The organism is Sphaerothrix gracilis Ecp01 (assembly GCF_030405905.1).
GTDB classification, from domain to species: domain Bacteria; phylum Cyanobacteriota; class Cyanobacteriia; order Phormidesmidales; family Phormidesmidaceae; genus Sphaerothrix; species Sphaerothrix gracilis.
Window position 1 is genome coordinate 165,558 of sequence record NZ_JASATW010000007.1, and the last position, 21,104, is coordinate 186,661.

At 51.0% G+C, this 21,104-nt stretch carries 18 protein-coding genes; 10 read left to right on the forward strand and 8 right to left on the reverse strand.

Features of this window, described 5'->3' with window-relative positions:
* The first annotated feature begins 48 nt into the window (after positions 1–48).
* The 4 genes from fusA (at position 49) to QJQ48_RS09920 (ending at position 4,753) form a co-directional block, all read left to right on the forward strand.
* Positions 49–2,124 carry an elongation factor G gene (fusA, locus tag QJQ48_RS09905; protein ID WP_346291062.1) on the forward strand — a complete coding sequence of 692 codons (2,076 nt, stop codon included), beginning with the start codon at positions 49–51 and terminating at the stop codon, positions 2,122–2,124.
* A gap of 22 nt (positions 2,125–2,146) precedes the next feature.
* The gene (tuf, locus tag QJQ48_RS09910) at positions 2,147–3,376 is read left to right on the forward strand and encodes an elongation factor Tu (RefSeq protein WP_346291063.1); all 1,230 of its coding nucleotides are present in this window, start codon (positions 2,147–2,149) and stop codon (positions 3,374–3,376) included.
* Positions 3,377–3,522: 146 nt separating this feature from the next.
* Positions 3,523–3,840 (forward strand): 30S ribosomal protein S10, encoded by a 318-nt coding sequence (rpsJ, locus tag QJQ48_RS09915; protein WP_346291064.1) that lies wholly within the window; start codon positions 3,523–3,525, stop codon positions 3,838–3,840.
* 271 nt (positions 3,841–4,111) lie between these two features.
* Positions 4,112–4,753, forward strand: coding sequence for an LON peptidase substrate-binding domain-containing protein (locus tag QJQ48_RS09920; RefSeq protein ID WP_346291065.1), 642 nt, complete (start codon positions 4,112–4,114; stop codon positions 4,751–4,753).
* Positions 4,754–4,791: 38 nt separating this feature from the next.
* On the opposite strand, the gene pheA is transcribed toward QJQ48_RS09920, so the two are convergent.
* Positions 4,792–5,673: a prephenate dehydratase gene (gene pheA, locus QJQ48_RS09925; RefSeq protein WP_346291066.1), complete on the reverse strand. Its 882-nt coding sequence runs from the start codon at positions 5,671–5,673 to the stop codon at positions 4,792–4,794.
* A 191-nt stretch (positions 5,674–5,864) separates the two neighbouring features.
* Here pheA and QJQ48_RS09930 point away from each other — a divergent pair, with 191 nt between their 5' ends.
* The gene (locus tag QJQ48_RS09930) at positions 5,865–6,389 is read left to right on the forward strand and encodes a DUF1997 domain-containing protein (protein WP_346291067.1); all 525 of its coding nucleotides are present in this window, start codon (positions 5,865–5,867) and stop codon (positions 6,387–6,389) included.
* Here QJQ48_RS09930 and QJQ48_RS09935 read toward each other — a convergent pair.
* From QJQ48_RS09935 to QJQ48_RS09955, 5 genes are all read right to left on the reverse strand, one after another.
* Positions 6,382–7,089: a ribonuclease HII gene (locus QJQ48_RS09935; protein ID WP_346291068.1), complete on the reverse strand. Its 708-nt coding sequence runs from the start codon at positions 7,087–7,089 to the stop codon at positions 6,382–6,384. The genes QJQ48_RS09930 and QJQ48_RS09935 overlap by 8 nt on opposite strands.
* Positions 7,022–9,016 (reverse strand): ribonuclease E, encoded by a 1,995-nt coding sequence (gene rne, locus QJQ48_RS09940; RefSeq protein ID WP_346291069.1) that lies wholly within the window; start codon positions 9,014–9,016, stop codon positions 7,022–7,024. Before rne ends, QJQ48_RS09935 begins: the two co-directional genes overlap by 68 nt.
* A 566-nt stretch (positions 9,017–9,582) precedes the next feature.
* Positions 9,583–11,346, reverse strand: coding sequence for a ribonuclease J (locus QJQ48_RS09945; protein ID WP_346291070.1), 1,764 nt, complete (start codon positions 11,344–11,346; stop codon positions 9,583–9,585).
* A gap of 180 nt (positions 11,347–11,526) precedes the next feature.
* Positions 11,527–12,417 (reverse strand): 4-hydroxy-tetrahydrodipicolinate synthase, encoded by an 891-nt coding sequence (gene dapA, locus QJQ48_RS09950; protein WP_346291071.1) that lies wholly within the window; start codon positions 12,415–12,417, stop codon positions 11,527–11,529.
* A 154-nt stretch (positions 12,418–12,571) separates the two neighbouring features.
* Complete coding sequence (locus QJQ48_RS09955; protein ID WP_346291072.1) at positions 12,572–13,606, reverse strand: aspartate-semialdehyde dehydrogenase; 1,035 nt, start codon at positions 13,604–13,606, stop codon at positions 12,572–12,574.
* A 571-nt stretch (positions 13,607–14,177) separates the two neighbouring features.
* Between QJQ48_RS09955 and tig the strand changes: the two genes are divergently transcribed.
* From tig to QJQ48_RS09975, 4 genes are all read left to right on the forward strand, one after another.
* Positions 14,178–15,638: a trigger factor gene (gene tig / locus QJQ48_RS09960; RefSeq protein ID WP_346291073.1), complete on the forward strand. Its 1,461-nt coding sequence runs from the start codon at positions 14,178–14,180 to the stop codon at positions 15,636–15,638.
* A gap of 238 nt (positions 15,639–15,876) precedes the next feature.
* Positions 15,877–16,566 (forward strand): ATP-dependent Clp endopeptidase proteolytic subunit ClpP, encoded by a 690-nt coding sequence (gene clpP / locus QJQ48_RS09965; protein ID WP_346291074.1) that lies wholly within the window; start codon positions 15,877–15,879, stop codon positions 16,564–16,566.
* Between the two features lie 9 nt (positions 16,567–16,575).
* Entirely contained in the window at positions 16,576–17,910 is a 1,335-nt protein-coding gene (gene clpX / locus QJQ48_RS09970) for an ATP-dependent protease ATP-binding subunit ClpX (RefSeq protein WP_346291075.1), read from the forward strand.
* A 5-nt stretch (positions 17,911–17,915) separates the two neighbouring features.
* A complete protein-coding gene (locus tag QJQ48_RS09975) occupies positions 17,916–18,767 on the forward strand; it encodes an alpha/beta fold hydrolase (protein WP_346291076.1) in 852 nt (283 codons plus the stop codon).
* Between the two features lie 43 nt (positions 18,768–18,810).
* Here QJQ48_RS09975 and QJQ48_RS09980 read toward each other — a convergent pair whose 3' ends face one another.
* Positions 18,811–19,797 (reverse strand): GntR family transcriptional regulator, encoded by a 987-nt coding sequence (locus QJQ48_RS09980; RefSeq protein ID WP_346291077.1) that lies wholly within the window; start codon positions 19,795–19,797, stop codon positions 18,811–18,813.
* Between the two features lie 124 nt (positions 19,798–19,921).
* Positions 19,922–20,251: a BMC domain-containing protein gene (locus QJQ48_RS09985; protein ID WP_346291078.1), complete on the reverse strand. Its 330-nt coding sequence runs from the start codon at positions 20,249–20,251 to the stop codon at positions 19,922–19,924.
* Between the two features lie 128 nt (positions 20,252–20,379).
* Between QJQ48_RS09985 and QJQ48_RS09990 the strand changes: the two genes are divergently transcribed.
* Positions 20,380–21,024 carry an alpha/beta hydrolase gene (locus tag QJQ48_RS09990; protein ID WP_346291079.1) on the forward strand — a complete coding sequence of 215 codons (645 nt, stop codon included), beginning with the start codon at positions 20,380–20,382 and terminating at the stop codon, positions 21,022–21,024.
* The last annotated feature ends 80 nt before the right edge of the window (positions 21,025–21,104 follow it).

Consider the following 21,104-nt stretch of genomic DNA (forward strand, 5'->3'; position numbering starts at 1 on the left):
GGTCACGGATCCAGTCAGGGTTTGTGATGAGGTATCAAGGAGGTAGCTGTGGCACGAAAGATTCCGCTTGAGCGAGTCAGAAATATTGGAATCGCTGCGCACATTGATGCGGGCAAAACCACTACAACAGAGCGGATTCTGTTCTACTCTGGCATCATTCATAAAATTGGTGAGGTACACGAAGGTAGTGCCGTCACCGACTGGATGGATCAAGAGCGCGAGCGCGGAATCACAATTACGGCTGCTGCCATTACGACTAGCTGGCAAGACCACCAGATCAACATCATTGACACCCCCGGCCACGTAGACTTCACCATTGAGGTGGAGCGCTCTATGCGCGTTTTGGACGGTGTGATCACGGTGCTCTGCTCGGTAGGTGGAGTACAGCCGCAAACTGAGACGGTTTGGCGTCAAGCCGATCGCTATAAGGTACCTCGTATCATCTTTGTCAATAAGATGGATCGCACCGGCGCTAACTTTCTCAAGGTCTATGAGCAAGTGCGCGATCGCCTGAGAGCCAATGCCGTTCCGATTCAGCTCCCTATCGGCAGCGAAGATAATTTTCGGGGAGTTGTTGATCTAGTCCGAATGCGGGCCCGTCTCTACAACGACGACTTGGGCGTCGATATGGAAGACACTGAAATCCCAGAAGAGATTCAATCTCAGGTCAGCGAGTTTCGCAAAATTCTCATCGAAGCTGTCTCTGAAACAGATGACGAGCTGATGCTGAAGTATCTTGAAGAAGAGGAACTGACTGAAGCGGAAATCATCTCAGCGCTACGGAAAGGCACCCTCAAGGGCACAATTATTCCCATGCTCTGCGGCTCTGCCTTTAAAAACAAAGGCGTCCAGCTACTGTTGGATGCGGTTGTTGACTATTTACCGGCTCCGACCGAAGTACCCCCGATCCAAGGAATTTTGTCTGATGGCGAAACCTCGGTTCGGCACGCTGACGATGAGGAACCCCTGTCAGCCCTAGCCTTCAAGGTCATGTCCGATCCTTACGGACGACTGACCTTTGTCAGAGTTTACTCTGGCATTCTGACCAAAGGGAGCTACGTCTTCAACTCTACAAAGGGGCAGAAAGAGCGCATTTCTCGTCTAATTGTCCTCAAAGCCGACGAACGGATTGAGGTGGAAGAGCTGCGAGCGGGTGATTTAGGCGCAGCCCTGGGTCTGAAGGTAACTTCTACGGGAGACACTATCTCTGACGACAAAAGCCCTATTGTGCTGGAGTCGCTTTATATTCCTGAGCCTGTGATCTCAGTGGCAATTGAGCCTAAGACCAAGCAGGACATGGAAAAGCTCTCTAAGGCGCTGCAGGCTTTGTCCGACGAAGATCCAACTTTTCGGGTCAGCATCGATCCAGAAACCAACCAGACGGTTATTGCCGGTATGGGTGAGCTACACCTAGAAATTCTAGTAGACCGGATGCTGCGAGAGTTCAAGGTTGAGGCAAACATTGGTGCACCTCAGGTTGCCTACCGAGAAACTATCCGCAAATCGGTTAAAACAGAAGGTAAGTTTATTCGTCAAAGTGGAGGTAAGGGACAATATGGTCATGTCGTGATTGAGCTGGAGCCTGGAGAACCCGGCAGCGGGTTTGAATTTGTCTCTAAAATAGTCGGTGGTGCAATTCCAAAAGAATACATCGCTCCTGCCGAGCAGGGCATGAAAGAATCTTGTGAATCTGGTATCCTAGCTGGGTATCCAGTGATTGATTTAAAAGCGACCCTTGTCGATGGTTCCTACCATGAAGTAGATTCATCCGAGATGGCTTTTAAGATCGCTGGCTCTATGGCTATCAAGGATGCCGTCATCAAGGCCAATCCTGTTCTTCTTGAGCCTAAGATGAAGGTTGAGGTCGAAGTTCCCGAAGAATTTTTGGGAGACGTTATGGGCGACCTCAATTCCCGTCGAGGCCAAATTGAAGGTATGGGGTCTGAAGAAGGTCTCGCCAAGGTCACCGCCAAGGTTCCTCTGGCTGAGATGTTTGGTTATGCTACCGACATCCGCTCTAAGACGCAGGGTCGCGGCATATTTTCAATGGAGTTCAGCAGTTACGACGAAGTACCGCGTAACGTGGCTGAAGTGATTATCGCTAAAAGTAAAGGGAACGCATAGATAGGTAGGGATACGTACACTCATGGCACGCGCAAAGTTTGAAAGAACCAAACCTCACGTCAATATCGGTACCATTGGTCACGTTGACCACGGTAAGACAACTCTGACGGCTGCTATCACAATGGCTTTGGCGGCTGCGGGTGGTGCTAAAGCTCGTAAGTATGACGAAATTGATGCAGCACCTGAAGAGAAGGCACGAGGAATTACGATTAACACGGCTCACGTTGAGTATGAGACTGGCAATCGCCACTATGCTCACGTAGACTGCCCTGGACACGCCGATTATGTGAAGAACATGATCACGGGTGCAGCTCAGATGGATGGTGCCATTTTGGTGGTTTCCGCAGCCGATGGCCCTATGCCTCAGACTCGGGAGCATATTCTCCTAGCTAAGCAGGTAGGCGTACCTAGCATTGTTGTTTTCCTCAATAAGCAAGATCAGGTTGACGACGAAGAACTGCTAGAACTCGTAGAGCTAGAAGTTCGTGAACTACTCAGCTCCTATGACTTTCCGGGAGATGATATCCCCATCACGGCTGGCTCTGCTTTGATGGCGGTTGAGGCACTCGCTGGTAATCCCAAAATCAGTCGGGGTGATAACGAGTGGGTTGACAAAGTGCTCTCACTGATGGATCAGGTAGACGAGTACATTCCCACTCCTGAGCGGGATGTGGATAAGCCCTTCCTAATGGCGGTTGAGGACGTATTCTCAATCACAGGCCGGGGTACCGTAGCCACTGGCCGAATTGAGCGGGGGAAGGTCAAGGTCGGTGAAACAGTTGAGCTTGTCGGTATTCGAGATACTCGCAGTACCACGGTGACAGGCGTTGAGATGTTCCAAAAGGTTCTTGACGAAGGCCAAGCTGGCGATAACGTCGGTGTGCTGCTGCGAGGCTTGCAAAAAGCCGACATTGAGCGCGGTATGGTGCTGGCTAAGCCCGGTAGCATTACCCCTCACACCAAGTTCGAGTCTGAGGTCTATATTCTTAAAAAAGAAGAAGGGGGGCGTCATACGCCTTTCTTCCCGGGCTACAAGCCTCAGTTTTATGTCCGGACAACTGACGTAACTGGCAAAATTGAGAGCTTTACGGCTGACGATGGCAGCACTGCTGAGATGGTCATGCCTGGCGATCGCATCAAAATGAACGTAGAGCTAATCAACCCGGTTGCGATTGAGCAGGGAATGCGCTTTGCGATTCGTGAAGGTGGCCGTACGGTAGGGGCTGGAGTAGTCTCTAAAATCGTTCAGTAATCTCATCTGAGATATCTCATAAGGAAGTAGCACCCCCAAGTGTGTTACTTCCTTTCTTTTCTAAAGCTTTTTCAAACCAGAGCCTGCGGCTGCGATGGCCCACTGGTTTTCTCTGAACCTTGATAATTGAACAACGGTAGCTTCTAATGGCAACAATTCAACAGCAAAAAATTCGTATTCGCCTCAAGGCATTCGACCAGCGGCTGCTCGACACCTCTTGTGAAAAAATTGTCGATACCGCTAATCGCACCAATGCCACTGCGATTGGTCCCATTCCTCTACCGACTAAGCGGCGCATCTACTGTGTTTTGCGATCGCCTCACGTCGATAAAGATTCTCGTGAGCACTTTGAGACTCGCACGCATCGCCGCATTATTGATATTTATCAGCCTTCTTCCAAGACGATTGACGCGCTGATGAAGCTAGACTTACCCGCTGGGGTAGACATCGAAGTGAAGCTTTAGGATCACGGTCAGAACCCCTCTAAGATTTAGTCAAACTAACCTGGTATCTGGGTATTGCGCATAGTACCCAGATATTTTGCCGTATTTAGAATGCCGTTAGAGAAATTCATGGCTGAGTCTTACGGGCAGGCTGATTTAGCTGTAGCCCCGGAACTCTAAAATAGATGCGATAAGATAGAGTTATAGCCTGCTAAGGCTTGTAGAGACGCTGACTTAAGCAGACCTTATTTAAATCTTTTTTAGAGTACCGCCTTCCAATCTAAAGCCAATAATGACATCTTCATCCTCGATTGCCGTTCGAGAACTTCCTCTGTTTCCCCTGCCTGATTTAGTTCTGTTTCCGGGTCGTCGTCTTCCTCTCCATGTCTTTGAATTTCGCTATCGTATCATGATGAATACGATTTTGCAGGGCGATCGCCGCTTTGGCGTGCTGATGATTGATCCGGCTACCGGGCAGCCTGCCAAGGTGGGCTGCTGTGCTGAGATTGTTCACTATCAGCGCCTGCCTGATGACCGCATGAAAATTTTAACTATTGGCCAGCAGCGATTTAGAGTTTTAGACTACGTGCGTGAAAAGCCCTATCGGGTTGGACTGGTTGAGTGGATGGAAGATCAGCCCACTCAAACCGATCTTTATCCCCTGGCTTCTGAGGTTGATCAGCTGCTGCGAGACGTGGTTCATCTTTCTGCTAAGCTGACCAGTCAGGAAATTGAGCTACCCGACAGCATTCCAGAACTACCGCTAGAGCTTTCTTACTGGGTTGCTGGCAATTTGTATGGCGTTGCCGGCGAGCAGCAATCTTTGTTAGAGATGCAGGATACAGCAGGACGCTTGGAGCGAGAAGTTGAAATTCTGACCTCTACCCGTAACCATTTAGCTGCCCGCACCGCCCTAAAAGACGTTTTAGAATAAGATCTGGCGGAGATTGAGTGAAACTGGATTGGCGTCGCTCAGTCGGTAGAGGCGGGTGAAATAGGGGCTAATTCGGTTTCGCTGATTTGCATAGTGCCATAGCTGCCAAAGATTTTTAGCGTTTCAGTGCAGCGCTTTAATCCTTCCAAGGCTTTTTGAACTTTGCTTTGGCTAGCATCAGCCTCAATATCGACAAAGAAAAGATAGTCACCTAGGGAGCGTTTGGTTGGCCGAGATTCAATCCGGCTAAGGTTGATATTCTGATTAGCGAAAATTTCCAAAGTCTTAAGCAGGGCACCGGGAGCATTTACTGGCAGACTAAACGCTAGCGAGGTCTGTGTTCCCTGTCCTGCCTGAGACTGTCCCACAACCCAAAATTTAGTGCAGTTCTCAGCATGGTCATTGATTGGGCAGGCCAGAACGGGCAGATCATAGAGCCGAGCGGCCCAGCGCGAGGCGATCGCCGCCGCCTGTAAGTCTGTTGAAATATACTGCAGAGCATCTACGGTTGAGCGCGTCGGTACTAGCTGGGCCTGCGGCAGATACTGGTCTAGCCAGCCCTGACACTGGCCCAAGGCTTGGGGATGGGAATAGACTCTTTCAATCGTTGACCAGTCCTGAGCTTTAGATAAACAGGCATTGAGAATTGGTAAGACGAGTGCCTGCTGAATTTGTAAGCGATCTAGCTGCCAGAGGCTATCTAGTGTCGAAGTGACTCCCCCCTCAATTGAGTTTTCAACCGGCACAACCGCTAAATCAGCTTCGCCGATAGTGGTTGCTTTGATGGTTTGCGTAATACTGGGATAAGTCTGTAGTCTGGCGGATTGGCTGTGATTTTGCTCAAGCCAGCTGACGTAGGCGACAGCGGCAGCTTCTGAATATGTTCCCCGAGGGCCTAGATGGGCAATAACAAGCGACATACAATGAGTTGATAGTTACTGTGAGTCGGTAAGTACCTGCTTAAGCCAGCATAGTGCGATCGCTCAGTAAATAGACCAGACAGACAGGCTACAAGCGCTAAATTCTATAAAGACTCTCTGATTGGTATAGCGCTATTTCGATTTATGTTCTTCTAAAAATGCTCCAGTTTTCAGCTTCACAATCAGTCAATATGGCGGTGCCGACAAAATCCGTTCCGATCAGGCACTACCTGCAAAAAACCCGGCGGCTTGTACAGGCATTGATGAACCCTGAGCAGGTTGAAACCTTGGGATTTGATAGGTTTCGTTTCAGCCTGCAGCCGTTCAAGTTTATCGTTTTGAAGATTCAGCCCGTTGTGGATCTAGAAGTCAAGGTGAGTGAGGCTGGCAGCGTCAAGCTACGCTCAACTGACTGTGAAATTCGCGGTAACCAATACATTAATCAGCGTTTTGATTTGGATTTGCAGGGGTGGCTAGAGCCTCGGTCTAAGAATGCAGAAACACACCTAGTCGGACAGGCTGATCTGACCGTCAAGTTTGAGCTGCCGCCCGCGCTTCGGTTCACGCCCAAATCTTTAATCGAGTCTGCCGGCAATCACCTGCTGCGCGGCATTTTAGCAACTATCAAACAGCGTCTTGTTCAGCAGCTACTGGTAGACTACGCGCAGTGGGCAGAGTCAGAACCAGCCGCCGAAACCTGCTCCGAAGCTAATTGAGTAGTTGCCGGTTAACCGCCTTTGACGCAATGTTCCCATCTTGGCAGGGCTTAAATGATTTACGGTGCTGGCGGGTTGGCCCTAGCCTTAACAGGGCGGCTCGGTGTTTAGCGCTGCCATATCCTTTGTTAGACGCTAGGTCGTAGTGGGGATAGCGCTGAGCTAAGCGAACAATGAGGCGATCGCGCCAAACCTTAGCTATAATGCTGGCTGCCGCGATCGCTACCGAGCGCTGATCGCCTTTAATCCAGGTTTCCTGATAAATAGGCAGATTAGGAATAGCTCGATTACCGTCAATCAGGCAAAGCTGCGGTGCCGGCGACAAGCTTAGAATCGCTCGCCTCATTGCCAGGAATGTAGCCTGCAGAATATTGACGCGATCAATCTCGTAGGCCGAGCTAATGCCAATTCTGCAGTCAACGGCGGCAGCTAGAATAACCTGATAGAGCCGCGATCGCCGCTGGGGTGTCAGCTGCTTGCTATCCTGCACACCAGCAGCGACAAGCGGTTCAATGCTGGCTGCCGTTAGAATTACAGCCGCCGCTACCACCGGTCCAAATAAAGCCCCCCGGCCTACCTCGTCCACCCCGGCAATTTGTTCAGACGTAAGCTGTGGTTTTGTCTCAGAGAGATCAGTTAGCCTCAGCGGTAGCTGTTTCGGCTGAAGACCGCCGCCGCCGTCGCCGCCGCACGATGCCATTGTCACCCTCACCGCTATTCTCCTCTGAATTCTCTGCTTTAGCTGCCGCGGCAGCATCACCAGGGTCCGAAGTAGCCACGGCAGCATCCGCGCCAACGCTAACGCTAACAGATTTTTTAGGAGCGGCCACTGTCTGAGCCGTGTCAGCCGTCTCTGACTTGAGCTTGGGTTCTGCCACTTTTTCGCCAGGTAAGACCACTGAAATAATTGCAGAGCGAGGATCTTTGACTTCCTGGTTGGAGAGCACCAAAGGCGAGATACCCATCATGGCATATACTTTTTGCTCCTCCGGCGTCATCTCAACCGCGATCACCTCAGGGGGTTGCTTCCGCTCATTGCGACCGTTACTTTTGAGTTTGCTAGGCTTACTGGTTTCTGCCGCTAGCTCTGGTTCAGTAGTTTTATCCTCAGCCGGTCCACTCTCTCGCTCTTGCTCACGCGGGCTACGGCTAGGTAAGTTATCAGCAGGCCGCCGCCGCCGCCGATGACGATTGCTGTTCTTGGTATTCCCCTTCTCCTGATAGCTAGGATGGTTGACTAAATCAAGCTCCTGCAAATCTGCCTGTGGCTCCAAGTCTTCCGTACGACTGTCTAGCTTGGGGGCTGGCACGCTGGAGGCACTGGCAGGAGCAGCAGGAGCGCCTCTATACTCTCGCAGCGCTTCCGTCGGTTCCGCGCTAGCTCTGACTTTCTCGCCTGGCAGATGAACTAGATGCCCTAAGCCATCACAGGTCGGACAGGGTTTCCCAAACAGCTCATAGATATTTTGACCCTGACGTTTGCGTGTCAGCTCTACCAGTCCAAGCTCGGAAAGCTGAGAAATTTGAGGTCTGGCTTTATCGGATCTCAGTGCTTTACTAAAGTGCTCTAGCACCTGCATCTGATCGCGCCGAGAGTCCATGTCAATGAAGTCAACGATGATTACACCGGCCACGTTTCTGAGCCGTAGCTGCCGCGCAATCTCGGCGGCGGCTTCACAGTTGGTCCACAAGACAGTTTCTCTGGCAGTGGCTGAGCGCGTAAATGAGCCTGAGTTGACGTCAATCACTGTTAAAGCCTCAGTTGGCTCAATGATGATATATCCGCCAGAGGGCAAATCTACTCTGGGTTTCAGGGCTTCGCGAATAGCCGCATTCACGCGGAAGTACTCTAAAATCGGAACGCGATCGCGATGATGATCAATGAGAACTCCCTGAGGCGACTTGCCTGCATTCCAGTTAGAAAGATGCTGCTTTACTCGCTTCAATCCGGTATGAGAGTCAGCCACAATGCGATTGACATCTGTGCTGAAGACATCTCTCAACACCCGCTGGATAAAGTCATCGTCTCGGTTTAACAAAGCGGGCGGACGGCTGGAAAGCGCTTCTTGTTGAATACTTTCCCACTGTCGCTGCAGGAATTCTAGATCTTCAATAATCGCTTCTTCAGGTATCCCTTCGGCCTCAGTGCGCACCAGCAGTCCCATGCCGGCTGGCTTGATTAAAATTGCCAGGGCTCTCAGGCGATGGCGCTCATTTTCATTGCGAATGCGCCGAGATAAGTTAACTCCACGGCCAAACGGCATGAGCACCAGGTAGCGGCCCGGCAAAGTAATGTTGCCAGTCAGGCGTGGGCCTTTATTGCCGGTCGGCTCCTTCATGACTTGCACCAGCACCTTCTGCTGGGGAGCCAGCAGTTCAGTAATAGAGCCAGCCGAGCGCTTTAACCGCAGCGGCCCCAAATCGGTCACGTGCATAAAGCCGTTACGTTCGCTGTCTCCAATATTGACGAAGGCAGCATCAATGCCTGGTAAAACATTCTCTACAGTCCCCAGGTAAATATCACTAACCTGGTGGCTGCCGGTGGCTACAATCAGCTCTTGAATCTGGTCTTCCGAAAAAACAGCAGCAATCCGATGCTGCTCAGCAATAATAATTTGCTTTGGCATTCAATTTCCTCAAATACTATCACCAGCTACGGCATTAGTAAGATCCTTGCAACGAATTGACTGGTGTAAGGCTAAAATACGGGTCGATCGGTAACAGAAGAATTCTAGAGAATCTCCTATTAATGAACTCAATCCCCACAACTCTGTGAGAATTGAGTCTGCGCTAGTAAACTCAGCCAAAAGGACATCACGTCCGCGTGAAAAGGGCACGATTACTACATGCAAGATCTGGAGGTCAAGCCGGTGCCAAAATTCAAGAAACTCTGACAGAAGACCTCAGATACGGGTACTCCCCGCTGGCTCAATCACTATCGCAGGGTCATCAAAGCTATATCTAAGCGTTAGCTTCTGTTGAAATGAATTATAACGCTAGAGCAGCCCTAAAATCATAGAACTGGCTTTTTTCTAGCATATTCCGTCTGAAAATGCACGCCTAATTTTAGAAGCGAACGGCGAGAAGGAAATGTTAAGAATTAAAACAGCTAGTAGAACTGACTGAGATAGGCAAGATCTACTTAGGCAATATGCCTCTAAGTCCTATCTCAGCCAGCTACGTCCGGCTAGTGTTAGGAAACAGCTACGGTTGGCTTGGTTTTCTCCGCTTTATAGGCTTCAGCCGCAGGCTGCTGCAGCAGAAAAACAACCAGCGGATATCGCTTTGGCAGCTCTCGCTTGAGAAAACGCCGCAGCTCTCCCTCAATTTTAAACTGCAGTTCTTGCCAGTCCACATTGGGCAACCCATTTTGAGACGGACTGGAAACGGCTGACCAGTTTTCCCGCAGGGCAGTCTTGATCAGTTTGTGAATAGCCTGCCCTAAACGTTCTGGATTTGCTGCATTGGCGACGCCCCGCAGGTGAACGGCGGGTTGGGCCACTAACTCACCGTTCCAGCTAACAGCCGCCGCAACGCTCACCATGCCATCTTCTGCCAATTGCTGCCGCTCTTTGAGCACGTCGCGGGCTACCAGGCCGTTGCGTGAAGAGTCAACTAGCTCAATACCTGAAGGCACCTGACCCACGATTTGAATATGGTCTTGGGCAACTTCAACGATATCGCCGTTATTGATAATCACCATGTTCTCAGCCGGAATGCCCATGCTCTGAGCCGTTTCCGCATGTTTGACCAGCATACGGTGTTCGCCGTGTACGGGCAGGAAGAATTTGGGTCGAGTTAGCGCCAGCATCAGCTTTTGATCTTCCTGCGCGCCGTGACCAGAAACGTGAATGCCCTTATCTTTGCCGTAGACGACTTTGGCCCCCTGCATCATCAGCTTGTCAATGGTATTGACGACGGCAATGGTGTTACCCGGAATGGGGTTGGCCGAGAAAACAACGGTATCTCCCTGTTTGACCTTAATTTGCCGATGGGAGCCATTGGAAATGCGGGTAAGAGCCGCCATTGGTTCCCCTTGCGAGCCAGTTGTCAGAATGAGGACTTTGTGATCGGGCCACTGACTGAGCGCCTTCAGCGGCTGGAATAGATCATCATCACACTTGATGTAGCCGAGGCTGCGGGCATGGGCAATTACGTTAAGCATCGATCGCCCAACTACAAACACAGCCCGGTCGTGCTTCTTGGCCAAGTCAAGAATCATATTGACTCGGTGTACTGAAGAAGCAAAGGTTGTAACCAAGAGCCGCCCATCAGCCTGGGCAAATGTCCGATCTAAGTTGGGATAAACCGATCGCTCAGAGGGGGTGTGTCCAGGAACTTCCGCGTTGGTTGAGTCGCTAATCAGGCACAGCACGCCTCGCTCTCCATGCTCGGCTAGCTTTTGAAAATCAAAGAACTCACCGTCAACAGGGGTGTGATCTACCTTGAAGTCGCCGCTGTGAATGACGACGCCGACGGGCGTATGAATCGCCACCGTAAAACTGTCGGCAATAGAGTGAGTGTTACGGATGTACTCAACAATGAACGATTTGCCAATCCGCACCATTTCGCGGGGGCGTACAGTCCGCAGCTCAGTGCGATCGCTCACACCGGCCTCTTCTAGCTTGCCCTCTAGCAGGGCCATAGCCAGCCGTGGGCCGTAGATCACCGGAATATCAAACTGCTTCAGGTGAAAGGCAATCCCGCCAATATGATCTTCGTGGCCGTGAGTCACAATCATGCCTTTGATTTTGTGGCTGTTCTCACGCAGATAGGTGACATCTGGCAGCACGATATTGACGCCGTGCATACCATCGGTCGGAAAGGCAAGTCCGGCGTCTAGCAGCATGATTTCGTCGTTGGTTTCAAAGACGCAGGTATTTTTACCAATTTCGTGCAGTCCGCCTAGAGGAATCACCTTCAGGGCTTGATTGGTATCAGTTTGTTCTGTAAACATTCAGGGATAGAACTCCTAACAGATAAAAATGTAAGGTTAAAAAATTGGGGTGGGACTAAGACCGGAAAACGACAGGCCGGCGCAAATCTAGAGAGATTGTCGATGGAAAAAGTTTATTCAATTGTTCTAGAGACTTGTGTGGGTTCAGCGATCGCCCCTACCAACCCAGCGCCCAACTTTTCACTGCGGCTCAACAGCCTGCAAAATATCCTGTAGCTCCTGCTTAAGGGCTGGTGGGGCTGCGCATAGGGGTAGACGGAAGTAGTCAACGTCCCAGCCTTGCAGGGCCAGTGCTGTTTTAACAGGGATGGGATTAGTCGTCAGGAAAAGTCCTTTAAATAACGGTAAAAGCTGAATATGAATGGCAGTTGCTTGCTCTACTTGCCCAGTCTTAAATGCCTGAATCATCTGCTGCATCTGCTTGCCCGCTAGATGGCTGGCAACGCTAACAACGCCGATACCGCCGACTGCCAGCAGCGGCAGCGTTAGCGCATCATCACCGGAATAAATGGCAAACTCAGGCGGAGTTAATCGCCGAATCTGGCTGACCTGATCTAAATTACCGCTGGCCTCCTTAATAGCCACAACGTTGGGTATTTTTGCCAGCCGGGCTACTGTCTCTGGTAGGAGGGTTTGCCCAGTCCGCCCAGGTACGTTGTAGAGCATTAAAGGCAAGTCAGGTACGGCTTTAGCGATGCTGCTGAAATGCAGATAAAGCCCTTCCTGCGGCGGTTTGTTGTAGTAGGGCACTACCTGCAACGCCCCCTCTAAACCCAGTTTACTGGCCTTTTGCGTCGCCGAAATCGCCTCTTGGGTAGAGTTAGAGCCGGTTCCAGCAATAATCTTGGCTTTGCCTGAGACGGCCTGCTGCACAACGCGAAAGAGAGTATATTCCTCATCCCAGCTCAGGGTAGGAGACTCCCCAGTTGTACCACAGACAACTAGGGTATCAGTTCCGTTGTCAGCTAAATGGGCAGCAAGCTTTTCTGCTAGAGCGTAGTTGACCGCGCCTTCCCGGTTGAAAGGGGTAATCATAGCAGTCAGGACTTGCCCGAACTCAGTTGTGCCCATTTAAGCTCCTTACGTTCATGAAACTTGGCCTTATCTCTGCATTCTAATCACAAAAGACTTGAAGACAGCTTTTTTCCAGAAACCGCTGACAGAAATGAAACAATCGTCAATTTGTTTCTATGCCCGAAAACCGAGCAGCTGTCAGCTCTCTTGTCTAAGCTAGGGTCGGTACCGCTAACCAGCGCTTAGCCACCAGCAGCTCAGCAATTTGAATCGCGTTCAGGGCAGCTCCCTTGCGAATCTGATCGCCGCTTAACCACAGTTCTAACCCACATGGATGGGATAGGTCTTGCCGAATTCGACCAACTAGCACCTCATCTTGACCGCTAGCTTCAATAGGCATGGGGAAATGGTTTGCCTGCCAGTCCTCTACCAGCCGTACACCAAGGGCATTAGACAGAATTTCTCTGGCCGAGGCAATATCAAAAGGCTGTTCAAATTCTAAGTTAACGGCTTCTGAGTGTGCCCGTAAGACGGGAACCCGAACACAGGTGGCCGTAACTTTGAGCGACTCAGCCCCAAAAATCTTGCGGGTTTCATTGACCATCTTCATCTCCTCCTCGCAGTACCCCGCCTCTGTCAGCTTGGAGTCATGGGGAAAAAGATTAAAGGCTAACGGATAGGGCAAGACTTCGGCGATCGCGGTTTCTCCATTTAGGATTGCCTGCGCCTGTTTTTTCACCTCTTCCATCGCCCGGGCACCAGCTCCACTCGCAGACTGATAGGTCGACACCACAATTCGCTGCACTGGCTGCACCCGATGGAGCGGCCAAACCGCCAGACTCATTAAAATTGTCGTACAGTTGGGATTAGCAATAATACCGCTATGTTGACCTGCCGCCGCCGCATTCACCTCAGGCACCACTAAGGGCACTTGAGGATCCATCCGAAACGCACTGGAATTATCAATGACAACAGCACCTGCCTCAACTGCTTTAGGTGCCCACTGCCGCGAAACGCTGCCACCCGCAGAGGCCAACACCAAATCAACATTATCGAAAGCATGTTCATCTAGCGGCTCAACAGTGAGGTTAGCCCCTTGAAAAGCAATTTTTTTACCCGCTGAGCGCGCAGAAGCCAGTAGCTTTAACTCGGCGATGGGAAACTGACGGCTCTCTAGCAGAGAAAGTAATTCTGTGCCTACAGCACCTGTGGCACCTAAAACGGCAACTCTGTAAGACTGGGACAAGCGAGGTTCCTCCTTAAAGTTTGTTGTACAGGATTTGATTTAGAGATCAAGGCAAGTGAGTAAAACTGTTGAAGATAGTTGGCTTTGGCAGGGGTTTAAATTCTGTTACAGCGCCAAGCGATAAATTTTGGCTGTTCTGGCTAAGGGGAACGTTGAGCTGCGTTGCTGCCGGTGGGCTGTGAGAGTCTCTTAGTGTTCAGAAGTGTCGGACAGAAATTTCTTGACATTGATGGCCTGAGCGCCTGAAGCGGGCTGAGAGGCGTCAAGGCAGATGCCTACACAATATCGCTAAAGCTCACTCCACACTACTGTAGCTAGCAAAATTAAGCCAGCTTTATTGATTTAACTTTGTTAATTTCCACAGTCTTTTTGCCTTAATTGTCTTAACTTTCCGCCGCTTTGATCTCGATAGCCCTGCCACGCCGTCCAGCTTTCCTAGCAAGATTCCTTACGGTAGATACTCGCTGCTGGGAAGAATCCGCTATGATAGCTAACTGCGATTAATTGAAGAAAGGGTCTCGTTTACGGATAGTCCGGAGCTGGATCAGTTGCTAAAAATTTAAGGAATTCGATGAAAGTTACTCAGGAAAAGTTGCCCGATAGCCAGATTGGCTTAGAAATTGAGATCCCCGCAGAGATGTCAAAGCAGGCATACGATCAGGTGCTGCGTAAGTTTATGCGCTCTGCGAATATTCCTGGGTTTCGCAAAGGGAAAGTTCCCCGTCAAGTTCTGTTACAGCGCTTTGGTCAGGCTCAGGTAAAAGCTGCTGCCATTGAGGAGCTGGTTCAAGATGCTGTGGAACAGGCTGTCGAGCAGGAAAAAATTGAGGCGATCGGTAACTATCAGCTCAAAACCTCTTTTGAGGATTTAATCGCTCAGTATCAGCCTGGACAAGTGCTGACTTTCTCGGCAACGGTGGACGTGCCGCCTAGAGTTTCTCTAACGGACTATAAAAATCTTTCGGTTCAGGCAGAAGAGATCAAGTACGAACCCGAAAAAGTAGACTCAGTCTTAGAGGACTACCGTGAGAATCTGGCTACGCTGGTACCCATTGAGAACAGGGCCGCTGAGGCAGGTGATGTCGTGGTCATTGATTTTGTTGGCAAGCGCCTGATTGAGGGTGAAGAACCAGAAGAATTTGAAGGGGGCAGTGCCGAAGACTTTCAGCTAGAGCTGAGCGAAGGTCGGTTTATTGCCGGTTTTGTAGACGGCATTGTGGGTATGCAGCCCGACGAGATTAAGGATATTGAAGTTACCTTCCCGGAAGACTATCCGCAGCAGGAGCTAGCGGGCCAGCCGGCAGTCTTTACAATCACGCTGAAAGAGCTCAAAGAGAAGGAACTGCCTGAGCTAGACGATGACTTTGCGCAAGAGGTGAGTGAGTTTGAGACTCTGGCAGAGCTGCGAGCTTCTTTGGAAGAACGCTACAGCCAGGACGCGGAGAAACAGACCCAGTCGAATAAAGAAAGCGCTCTGCTAGAGGCTTTAGTCAGCCACCTAGAAGCAGAAGTGCCGCAAACCTTAGTCCAGCGCGAAGTGGACTATCTGGTAACGCAGACGGCTATGCAGTTGGGCAATCAAGGGATTGATATTAAAAAGCTGCTAACCAAGGATATTGTGGCCAATATGCGGGAGCGGGCGCGACCTGAAGCGATCGCTCGTTTGAAGCGTACTCTAGCCCTGGGAGAAGTGGCTAAGCAGGAAGATATTGCCGTCGAAGAGTCCGAGATTAAAACCCGCGCTGACGAAATGCTAGCCGAGGTTGAAGATCCTAAAAATATCGACATGGAGCGGCTAAACGAGATTGTGCGGGAAGACTTGCTCAAGGAAAAGATCTTGGCGTGGCTGGAGGAAAACAGCACGGTTGAACTTGTCCCAGAAGGCACCCTATCGCCAGATGAAGCAGATGAAATGGCCGCCGCAGAGACAGAACCTCCGGCCTCTGAAACCGTCGTTGATGTAGAAGCGACTTCGGCTGAAGCCGAGGCGGAATCGGCTGAGACAGCCTCTGAGGCTGCAGAACTTAAATAGAGATGGCTACTCCTCCCAGTCTGAGGCAATTTTGCCCCCGACCGAAGCGCTAGACTCTCTGGGGTATTTGCGTCCAATGTTAACGAATGCTATTTTCTCGAAAGGATTCCATAACACAAGCGCCAATCCAAACAGGGAGTTAAGGCATAATGATGGGAGGAGTCGGATATGAGAGGATTAGGCTAATAAGCTGCAAATCTATCTGACCGCAAACCGTTAATTGAGCAACTAGCCCTATATGGCCTTTTCGAAGACACCAGTTTCTGTTTTAACCAGCATTAGCCCAACCGCTACGGCTACCGCGCAAATTAAGAGCGTTGTGCCCATGGTGGTTGAACAGTCAGGGCGGGGAGAGCGAGCTTTTGATATCTACTCTCGTCTGCTGAGAGAGCGTATTGTCTTTTTAGGCACCCCGGTAGATGATGCGATTGCTGACTCGATTGTGGCTCAGCTTCTTTTTTTAGACGCTGAGGAGCCAGAAAAAGATATCCAGCTCTATATCAATTCGCCAGGTGGCTCAGTCACGGCGGGCATGGCAATTTACGATACAATGCAGCAAATCCGCCCGGATGTAGTGACTATTTGCTATGGTCTAGCGGCTAGTATGGGGGCCTTTCTGCTCAGCGGCGGCGCTAAAGGCAAGCGGATGTCTCTGCCAAGTTCTCGCATTATGATTCACCAACCTCTAGGAGGGGCGCAAGGGCAAGCAGTAGATATCGAAATCCAGGCGCGAGAAATCCTCTACCACAAACAGCGGCTGAATGAGCTAATGGCTCAGCATACAGGCCAGCCTCTAGAACGTATTCAAGAAGATACGGAGCGTGACTTTTTCATGTCAGCTCATGACGCTCAAGCCTACGGTCTGATTGACCAGGTAATTGAGCAGAAAGAACTGTCCTCCAGTTCAAACGTAGCAGCGCTGAAATAAGAGGCAACTATGTCTAAGTACGACTCCCATCTCAAGTGCTCATTTTGCGGTAAGTCTCAGGAACAGGTGCGCAAGCTAATCGCAGGCCCGGGAGTCTATATCTGTGATGAATGCGTCGATCTGTGTAACGAAATTTTAGATGAAGAGCTGTTTGACTCTAGCGCAGCAGTTTCTCAGCCCGTGCAGCGCCGGGAAGCTCCCCCTGAAAGACGGCGCAGTTCGACCAGCCCCATCGCCCTCAACCAAATTCCTAAGCCGCGCGAAATCAAAAAGTATCTTGATGAGCACGTCATTGGTCAGGACGAGGCCAAGAAAGTGCTGTCAGTCGCGGTTTATAACCACTACAAGCGGCTGAGCTACAGCCAAAATCGCAGCGAATCTGAGGAAGTCGTGGAGCTGCAGAAATCCAATATTCTGCTGATTGGCCCTACCGGGTGCGGTAAAACGCTGCTGGCGCAGACCCTGGCTCGCATCTTGGAGGTTCCCTTTGCCGTTGCCGATGCTACCACCCTGACTGAGGCAGGCTACGTTGGCGAAGACGTTGAAAACATTCTGCTGCGGCTGCTGCAGGTGGCGGATCTAGATGTCGAGGAAGCCCAGCGCGGCATCATCTACATTGACGAAATTGACAAGATTGCTCGTAAAAGCGAAAATCCCTCAATTACCCGTGATGTCTCCGGTGAAGGGGTACAGCAGGCGCTTTTGAAGATGCTAGAGGGCACTGTTGCCAACGTGCCCCCCCAAGGGGGACGCAAGCATCCCTATCAGGACTGTATTCAAATTGATACCAGTAATATCCTGTTTATCTGCGGGGGGGCTTTTGTCGGCCTAGAAAAGATGGTTGAGCAGCGCATCGGCAAAAAAACGATGGGCTTTATTCAACCCGGCGACGCTCAGCAGACGCGCGAAAAGCGGGCCTCCGATATTCTGCAAAACCTAGAACCAGAAGATTTGGTGAAGTTTGGCCTGATTCCGGAATTCATTGGTCGTATTCCGGCTATTTCAGTCGTTGATCCGCTAGATGAAGATGCGCTGGTCGAAATTTTAACGGAACCCAAAAACGCGCTGGTGAAGCAGTTCCAGAAGCTGCTGCGCATGGACAACGTTAATTTAGAGTTTAAACCAGACGCGATTCGGGCGATCGCCAGAGAAGCCTACCGGCGTAAAACCGGAGCTAGAGCTTTGCGGGGCATTGTGGAAGAGCTAATGCTGGACGTTATGTATGAGCTGCCTTCACGTAAGGACGTGAAGCGCTGTATGGTGACGCGGGAAATGGTGGAAAAGCGATCGACAGCGGAACTCCTGGTTCATCCCTCCTCGCTGCCCAAGCCCGAATCAGCCTAGCCGTCATGCCCTACGTCAATGTCAAGGGGGTTCCCCACTACTATGAGTGGATTACAGAGTCGTCCTCTTTTGAGGTAGGCGGCAAACCAACTCTGGTATTTTTGCATGGTTGGGCAGGCTCAGCTCGCTACTGGCAGCGTCCGGCGCAGGCTTTCACCCATAAGTTCAACTGCTTGCTGTACGACATGCGAGGATTTGGGCGCTCCCAGATTCCCGCAGACCACCGCCAAGCAACTCTAGATAGAGGTTTTGAGTTAGACACCTTTGCCGCAGACTTAGCCGATCTGCTGGACGCTTTGGGGCTAGAGCAGATTTATCTCAACGCGCACTCGATGGGCGCAACGGTGGCGGTTTACTTTCTGAATCAGCATGGCGATCGCGTGAAGCAGGCGATCTTAACCTGCAATGGCGTATTTGAGTATGACAAGGCTGCTTTTGAAGCCTTTTATCGGTTTGGTGGCTATGTTGTGGCCTTGCGCCCCCAGTGGCTCAGCAAGATTCCGCTGATGCCTACTTTCTTTATGAGCCGTTTTTTGAGCCGTCCTATTCCCGCCGCTGAAAAGCAAGCGTTTTTGGCGGATTTTCTGATGGCGGACTATGAGACGGCCTTAGGAACTATCTTCACCTCGGTGAGTCAGAAAGCCACGGAGGTAATGCCCGATGAATTTAGCCAGATTTCTGTGCCAACGCTGCTGGTTGCAGGCGAGTTTGATAAGATTACCCCGGCCAAGCTAGGGAAAACTGCGGCGGATCTTAACGAAAAAATTGAATACGCTCTGATTCCGCGAACAGGGCATTTCCCCATGCTGGAGGCACCAGAGCAGTATTTACAGGCCGTTAACGGCTTTCTGAACTAACTTTTTAGCCAGATCCGTCACAGCAGCTATTGTTTTTCGTGGACTAATCAAGCCCTAGTTCTCGCTTCAGCAGGGAAATCGATTTTTCACCCACATAGTTATCGCTGCAGATGATTTGGGGTGGGCGAATCAGGTCTTCGCGGACAGCGGCGATCGCCTCTTTGACCAGCGGCAAGCTATGCTGATCAAAGACAAAAATAGTATTAGCACTGCGCACTAAGGCTTTGAGCTTGTAGGCATCATCGGCCTGAGCCGTCGTTACAAGAATGTCATCTCCTCGCAGGCTATAGGCGATGACTTCAGCCGCCCGTAAAATTCCAGAGCTGATACTCACCATGCCCAAAGACGTATCTTTAGGCAACTGCTTGAGGCGGTTGAGTTCAGCCGCGTAGTCATAAATATCAATGGGAATTACCCGTACGGACTTAGGCCCAGCGATCGCCTCCGCCTCGTTCAAAAAGTAATTGCTGGTGACAACCGTACCCGATCGCGCCTGAGCTAAAACATCGTCAAGTTCTTCTAGCGGCACGAGCTGCACTGGAATCTGCAGCGCCTGCTCTAGCTCTCGCACCATCATTTCCCCGGCCCCAATATCCTGCCGGGGCGTTGTTACCAAAACCCGCGCACTGCAGCGCAGTCGCCAGTCAATTTCGGCCAAAAACAGCTCTCTGGCCTGATGCAGCGAGGATCCCTGCCGCAGCAGTTCGTCTAGGCTATGCTCCACCACCTCCCGGGCTTTGGGAAACTGATCCCATAGCGGCGACTGCGGCTTAGCCCCGTCTACTCCCCCCTGAGCGCGAACATAGATACCTGAGCCAGGCTGTGCTTCAACAATTCCGGCTTCTTCTAGCTGGCGGTAAACTTTGCTGATGGTATTGCGATGCAGCCCGGTCTGCATGGCTAGCTGCCGCGTACTGGGCAGGCGATGACCGGGGGGAAACTGACGAGAAGCGATCGCAAACCAGATTTGATCATAAAGCTGGGTGGAAGCCGGAATGTCGCTTTCAGGCTGAATATGAAACTGAACCACAGGTAAAAAACCTCGCGTGGAACACAACTGAGAATCAAATAACGCAATTTGACGCTGGCGATAATGCTAAACCAAGCAAATTGGAGCTACTGAATCAATTTTATGTCTTATTGACGGCAACCGCCTAATCTAGGTAGGTTTCTGGCATATCGTCTCGCTGATTCTGGCGATGAATATCCGCGAGTGTAGACTCTGACGCGCCGGGCCAGTATTGTGCCTGCATCCCTGTAATTAACCGATGCGAGGCGATCGCGCCGCACTGCTGCGCCGTCGTCAGTCCCGCCGCGATCGCGGCCTGCACGTCTGCAACCGGCCCCTGCACCGCAACCGAAATCAGTCCGGCTTCGGCGTTGGCCCACTGAACCAGCTCTACCTGTCCGCTTTTACACATGCTGTCAGCCACTTGAATAGCGGTAGACAAGCCAAAAACTTCAATGATTCCTAGTGTGGTCATTTTTCGAGATACGTCAGCCCTTCTCAGTGTAGCTAGCACGCCTCAAGCTAAGGAAAGCCTCAAGCTAGCAAGCTGTGAAAGCGCCATTAATATAATGAGGCAGACTTGCTAATTACAGGAATAAACCTTTGACTCTGACGGCGATCGCTTTTCCAGCAGCGACTGATCAAACCCCTCAATACCTGCTAGTGGCCCTTCACGGTTGGGGAGCCAATGCCCAAGATTTAGCAGGGCTAGCCCCCTATCTCAAGCTAGAAAATTGGCAAATGCTTTTTCCGAATGGCCCTTTTCCCCATCCCCAGGTTCCGGGTGGACGCATGTGGTACGCCTTTCCCAAAGACTATGGCTTTCGCAATCCGCCCAATTTTGAAGGTCAGGTCGATCTGGCTCAGAGTCGGCAGCAGCTTACCGAATGGCTGCTCTCTTTAGAGGCGGAAACGGGCGTGCCGCTTCATAGAACCGTTCTAGCTGGTTTTTCCCAAGGAGGGGCAATGACTCTAGATGTCGGAACTCAGCTTCCCCTAGCAGGGCTAATGGTACTCAGTGGCTATCTGCACGCGCCGTTGACCTCTCAGCCCACTCCCAGCCCGATACTGATGATTCATGGACGCCACGATCCGGTTGTACCCGTTATTTTGGCGCAGCAGGCTAAGGCGGCTCTCTTGGCACAAAATCTGACAGTTGAGTATCATGAGCGAGACATGGGCCATGAAATTCAGCCTGAGATGATAGTGCAAATGCAGCACTTCTGCGAAATTTTGTGGACTAAGTAAGGCATTTTAGCCACTCCTCGTCCTAGGATGGAAGCGAAGAACACGGATTTGTGGTGTTGAAGATATTCCGAGACTCGTAA